Annotated in this window: 1 protein-coding gene; it reads right to left on the reverse strand. The window is 40.5% G+C overall.

The genetic code is table 11. The annotated features are described in order from the left end of the window. Positions 1–199: 199 nt before the first annotated feature. A partial coding sequence (locus tag H5072_RS19850) for a transposase (protein WP_220488733.1) occupies positions 200–1,241 on the reverse strand: 1,042 nt, incomplete at its 5' end.

The raw sequence follows: 1,241 nt of genomic DNA on the forward strand, positions 1-1,241 counted from the left end.
ATAACGAGCCTGTAGATTAACTCGTTTTTAAATTTGTTTTATTGATAAACAAACCATAGCTGAGTTCCTATTTTGGTTCAATCGATTACTGTATTTTTACGCAGAATATAGAAGTGTTTGATATTGTTTTAATTGGCGTTTTGGAAGGGATTAAGGGTGGTTGAGTGGCTTTTATTTAGGGTAAAAGGGCTTACCCTTCTTAATGCATCGTGTTTTGCAGCTTTTCTATATTATGAACAAGACAATACAGTTGCCATTGCGCATTCACTTTCATTTGACCCCGTAAGGTCAATTTATTCATGCCTTTATTCACCGTAATATTCCCGAACACCGGTTCGATACACCCGAGTCGTTTGCTGTATTGTCGTCGACCTATGGGGCTGTCTATTTTTACTTTCATTTTGTCGATATAGCTTAGCTTTTTGCGTGATTCATTATTTATAAACTGTACTTGTCGCCCCGTTTTAATGGGTGGCTTTCGCATGCATTGTTGTTGTAGTGGGCAGGTTTTACAGTCTCTTAAATAACCACAGAATCGCGTGTATTGTTGGCTATGGCTGTTTACATTGACCCCGCTTCGCCACATGGCATTGCCTGCAGGGCAGCGGCATGTTTGCGTTGCCTCATCATAATGAAAATCGTCTGAGGTAAATAACCGAGGCTTGCCTTTGCTGCGTTTTAGTCGGCGCTTTTCTTGCTCCGTTTCGTATGTTTCGCTGGCTTTAAACAGCGGATTTCGTTTTCTAAATTGGTTATCTGCAATGTACGTATCGAACCCACTTTGCGCCATAAATCCAAGATTCACTTCGCTGTTAAACCCACTGTCTGCAGTGAATTTAATAGTATGTTCATCTGCGCGTTTTTCTGTATTGAGTTTAGCGAGTTGCTGTTTTAATTGTGCAACAGCTGGCTGTAAAGTTTGTTGTTCGCCCACTGAACCCCATGCTTGTGCTTGCAGGATGATTTGGTGTTTATCGTCATTAATAGCGATGCCGTTGTAGCCTTGGATTGTGCCTTTTGAGGTAGTCATTTTTGCACTATCTGGATCAGTGATATTACTTTTAACAGGCTTGCCTTTACTGCCTGTTTTTTCTTTGTGAGTGGCTAAGAACTCGGTAATTTTACCTGCACTTTTATCTAGCTTTTCTTTTTGTTTTAAATCCTGAGTTATCAATTCTTCGCCCAGCCCATCTTGTGATTGGTGGCGTTCAATAATACGTTTGCTTGCGCGTTCTAGTTTT

Origin of the sequence: Pseudoalteromonas sp. SR45-5 (assembly GCF_014163565.1) — a bacterium.
Lineage (GTDB): Bacteria > Pseudomonadota > Gammaproteobacteria > Enterobacterales > Alteromonadaceae > Pseudoalteromonas > Pseudoalteromonas distincta.